Raw genomic sequence first — 4460 nt, 5'->3', positions numbered from 1 at the left:
GCGCCTGGCCGCCGTTGGTTTTAGCCAGAACGGTGGTGATTGCTGCAGTCAGGGTGGTTTTACCGTGGTCAACGTGACCGATGGTGCCCACGTTTACGTGCAGTTTGTTACGCTGAAATTGCTCTTTAGCCATCGCTTGTCCCTCTAAGACACGAATATATCAAAGATATCGTCACATTAACCAGGCAGTGCCCGATGTTAGTTTTACAGAGAGAGAATCAGGAGAGAGATAAAGGAAGTGGTGCTGATACCCAGAGTCGAACTGGGGACCTCACCCTTACCAAGGGTGCGCTCTACCAACTGAGCCATATCAGCACATCTGGAGCGGGCAGCGGGAATCGAACCCGCATCATCAGCTTGGAAGGCTGAGGTAATAGCCATTATACGATGCCCGCATCCTGGAACTCGGCTACCTGTTCTTTCTGTAGCTTTTGAATAATAAAAGAAGACCTTTTACTATTCGAGCCAGTCAGAGTTTCCGACTGACCCTGACCACACAGATGTGCAATCTGAATCCGGAGGTGAGAGATTTGAACTCACCCATCAGGTAAACTCTTACCTGATGCCCAACCAGGAGGCTGAGATGGTGGTGGGAGAAGGATTCGAACCTTCGAAGTCTGTGACGGCAGATTTACAGTCTGCTCCCTTTGGCCGCTCGGGAATCCCACCTACTTGATGGTGCCGGCTACCGGAATCGAACTGGTGACCTACTGATTACAAGTCAGTTGCTCTACCAACTGAGCTAAGCCGGCATCAAGTGACGCGCATTCTAGGAAGACCGGCTCCGAGATGCAACAAGAAAATCATCATTTTTATTCTTTTGCTTACTATTTGTGCAAAAGCTCTCAACAGCAGGCATTACTGTCGCTTCTTCACTCATATCTGGTACAAATGTTCACCACCGCGTTCAGCGGCTACGCTTTGTTTTCTCTTTGACTGAACTGCCCGGGGTTAAACTATTTACTGGTTTTTTTAGCGGCTGATAGAAAAACACAGCTTTTTTCATTCCACCAGGTGAAAAAAATGTGGCGTGTTCTGCGAAAGCGCTCGCACGATCATCATTTTGCTTCTGTTTAAAGTGACACTGGTGTTAACCTCCTGCCCACTGTTTCCGTTAATTTATCTTCTATGACGCGCAATCGCGTTCAGGACGCTTCATGATGAGGCAGGGATGAACCACACTTTGCGGTCAGATATATGCTTATGAGTAGAAAAACAACGCCACTGACCACCCCTTATCTGCAATTCGACAGACAGCAGTGGGCTGCGCTGCGTGACTCAGTGCCTATGACACTGGATGAGCGTGAAGTTGAGCGCCTGCGCGGTATCAATGAAGATCTCTCTCTTGATGAGGTTGCTGAGATCTATCTTCCTCTATCACGTCTGCTGAACTTCTACATCAGTTCTAATTTGCGACGTCAGGCCGTACTGGAACAGTTTCTCGGCACCAACGGGCAAAAGATCCCTTATATCATCAGCATTGCCGGCAGCGTTGCCGTCGGAAAAAGCACGACTGCGCGCGTGCTGCAGGCGCTGCTGAGCCGCTGGCCGGAACATCGCAAAGTAGAATTGATCACCACTGATGGTTTCCTGCATCCGAATGCCGTGCTGAAAGAGCGCGGTCTGATGAAGAAGAAAGGGTTTCCGCAGTCCTACGATATGCATCGCCTGGTAAAGTTTGTTTCCGATCTCAAGTCGGGCGCCAGCCAGGTCACGGCACCGGTCTACTCGCATCTGATTTATGATGTCATCCCTGACGGCGATAAAGTGGTTGAGCAGCCTGATATCCTGATTCTGGAAGGGCTTAACGTGCTGCAGAGCGGTATGGACTACCCGCACGATCCGCATCACGTATTTGTTTCTGACTTTGTGGATTTCTCAATCTATGTGGATGCTCCGGAAACCTTACTGGAACGCTGGTACATCAACCGCTTCCTGAAATTCCGTGAAGGTGCTTTCAGCGATCCCGATTCCTACTTTCATCACTATTCGCAGCTGCCGAAAGAGGATGCCGTTAACATTGCGCGCGGGCTGTGGCAGGAAATCAACGGTCTTAACCTGAAAGAAAATATTCTGCCAACGCGTGAGCGCGCCAGCCTGATTATGACCAAAGAGGCTAACCACGCCGTTCAGAGCGTAAGGCTGAGGAAGTAACAGCAAAAAGCCCTGCGTGCAGGGCTTTTATCATAGTGCTGTGGCTAGCCGTTATCTGGCCTGAGTGAGATCTCCCCGCCAACCCAGGATTTAATCACTTCCTCCTGTTCCAGCAGCAGGCCACCCTGCTTATCTATCCCGCGCGCAATACCGTAAACTTCGCGCTCACCAACCAGTAATTTAACCGGACGATTGATAAAATTATCCAGCTTTTCCCAGCGCTGAATAAAGGGAGCCAGACCGTCGCGCTCAAAAAGCGGTAACGCCGCACGCAGACTGTTGATGATACTGGCTGCCAGCTGGTTGCGATCGATAGTCACGCCCGCTTCCTGCAGGTTGATCCAGCCCTGATTGATTTCTGAAGTGCCTTCACCCCGCATTCCCAGGTTGATGCCTGCGCCCATAACAATCTGCGCCGCATCGCCGGTTTTACCGGTGAGTTCAACCAGGATGCCAGCAAGTTTACGATCGTTAAGATAGAGATCGTTTGGCCACTTCACACGGACATTTTCAGCGCCAAGGGACTGAATCACTTCCGCCATGACAATCCCTATGACCAGGCTCAGCCCCATCGCAGCAGCTGGTCCCTGCTCCAGACGCCAGTACATCGACAGATAGAGGTTGGCTCCAAAAGGCGAAAACCATTTACGTCCGCGGCGTCCACGTCCCGCCTGCTGGTACTCCGCAACGCAGGCAAAACCTGACTCAAGCTGATCCATGCGATCAAGCAGATACTGGTTGGTTGAGTCTATAACCGGAATAACGGCGATACCCGGGGTCTCCAGATGAGTATGGATAAGCGCTTCATCCAGCAGCTGCAGAGGCGCAGCCAGGCTGTAGCCTTTTCCTGTCACAGTAAAGACATCCAGACCCCAGCTTTTCAGAGTCTGTATGTGCTTATTAACTGCAGCACGGCTCATGCCCAGCGCTTCACCCAGATGTTCACCTGAGTGGAATTCACCGTCAGCCAGCAACGCAGCCAGCTTGAGAGGAACGCTTTGATCTTTCATGCAATAACCTCAACTGCATTACGCTCGCCATTGGCGCCGATAAAACGCACTTCAGGTTCCAGCCAGACATTGAACTTCTTACCCACGTGCTGCCGCACCGTATGTGCCAGTGTAACAATCTCCTGCGGCGTGGCGCGATCCTGATTGATCAGAACCAGCGCCTGCTGGCGATGCACGGCGGCGCCGCCTACGCTGAAGCCCTTAAGCTGACACTGGTCGATTAACCAGCCTGCCGCCAGTTTTACCTCGCCATCAGGCTGAGGATAGTGTGGTATTGCAGGCCACTGCGCGAGCAGCTCTGTCAGCTGCTCAGCTGAAACAAGCGGGTTTTTAAAGAAGCTGCCCACATTTCCGGTAACGCGCGGATCGGGCAATTTGCTTTGACGCATCTGACATACAGCATGGCAGACATCCCAGGCGGTAGTCGTCGCCGGGTTAAGTTTTGCCAGATCGCCATAACTCAGTACCGGTTTCCACGCTTTCATCAGGCGCAGTCCGATCGCGATGATGACGTAATCATCTTTGAGCGCGTGTTTAAATATGCTATCGCGATAGCCAAAGCCGCACTCTTCACGATAGAGCCTTTTAGTGGCTGATGTAGGCAGATGCAGTACATCGACATAGTGACAGACATCTTTAAACTCTACGCCATAGGCACCGATATTCTGGATCGGAGCGGAGCCTGACATACCTGGAATGAGCGCCAGGTTTTCCAGGCCAGGGATCCCTTTTTTCAGGGTATATTCCACTAACTCATGCCAGTTTTCACCGGCGCCAGCGTGCACATGCCAGGCTTCTTCATGCTCTTCAGGCTGAATACCTTTGATGGCATTAACGACGACGGTGCCGTTGAAATCCTCGAGGAACAGAACATTGCTTCCTTCACCGAGGATAATAAAGGGTTGATTGCGCTGCTGGCTGGAGTGCCACGCTGCGGTAATGGCTTCTGCGCTATCAGCGATAATCAGCGATTGTGCGTCGATCTCAAGACCGAGCGTATTACATGCTTTAAGGGAGGTACCTGGGCTGGACATTTCACGGCCTTTACTGAGTAATCTGGCCGTAGTTTACCCGATTGACTAACCAGGAGTGGGTGTTTTGATGGTTTTAGTGAGGAAATTTTGCTTTTCTGCAGACGTAAAAAAGCCCTGAACGCGTGTTCAGGGCTTTTTTACTTGATGGATGCCTGGCAGTTCCCTACTCTCGCATGGGGAGGCCCCACACTACCATCGGCGCTACGGCGTTTCACTTCTGAGTTCGGCATGGGGTCAGGTGGGACCGCCGCGCTGTGGCCGC

At 51.7% G+C, this 4460-nt stretch carries 4 protein-coding genes, 4 tRNA genes and 1 rRNA gene; 1 reads left to right on the top strand and 8 read right to left on the bottom strand.

All coding sequences use genetic code 11. The annotated features are described in order from the left end of the window. From F3J39_RS18615 to F3J39_RS18595, 5 genes are all read right to left on the bottom strand, one after another. Positions 1-133: GTP-binding protein (locus tag F3J39_RS18615; RefSeq protein ID WP_233207462.1), on the bottom strand; the 133-nt coding region annotated here is incomplete at its 3' end. Between the two features lie 106 nt (positions 134-239). Next, positions 240-315, bottom strand: a tRNA-Thr gene (locus F3J39_RS18610). 5 nt (positions 316-320) lie between these two features. Beyond that, a tRNA-Gly gene (locus F3J39_RS18605) sits at positions 321-395 on the bottom strand. Between the two features lie 189 nt (positions 396-584). Next, positions 585-669 (bottom strand) — tRNA-Tyr (locus F3J39_RS18600). A 7-nt stretch (positions 670-676) separates the two neighbouring features. Then, positions 677-752: transfer RNA gene (locus F3J39_RS18595), tRNA-Thr, on the bottom strand. Positions 753-1203: 451 nt separating this feature from the next. Here F3J39_RS18595 and coaA point away from each other — a divergent pair. Then, positions 1204-2154 carry a type I pantothenate kinase gene (coaA, locus tag F3J39_RS18590; protein ID WP_039385682.1) on the top strand — a complete coding sequence of 317 codons (951 nt, stop codon included), beginning with the start codon at positions 1204-1206 and terminating at the stop codon, positions 2152-2154. Between the two features lie 44 nt (positions 2155-2198). Here coaA and birA read toward each other — a convergent pair whose 3' ends face one another. From birA to rrf, 3 genes are all read right to left on the bottom strand, one after another. Further along, complete coding sequence (birA, locus tag F3J39_RS18585) at positions 2199-3164, bottom strand: bifunctional biotin--[acetyl-CoA-carboxylase] ligase/biotin operon repressor BirA (protein WP_104086182.1); 966 nt, start codon at positions 3162-3164, stop codon at positions 2199-2201. After that, entirely contained in the window at positions 3161-4198 is a 1038-nt protein-coding gene (gene murB / locus F3J39_RS18580; RefSeq protein ID WP_071668693.1) for a UDP-N-acetylmuramate dehydrogenase, read from the bottom strand. Before murB ends, birA begins: the two co-directional genes overlap by 4 nt. Positions 4199-4348: 150 nt before the next feature. Further along, positions 4349-4460: ribosomal RNA gene (gene rrf, locus F3J39_RS18575) — 5S ribosomal RNA — on the bottom strand; the annotation flags it as partial.

The sequence above is a fragment of the Pantoea sp. Acro-807 genome, assembly GCF_011752675.1.
Classification (GTDB): domain Bacteria; phylum Pseudomonadota; class Gammaproteobacteria; order Enterobacterales; family Enterobacteriaceae; genus Pantoea; species Pantoea eucrina.
This window is presented reverse-complemented; position numbering and strand designations above follow the sequence as displayed.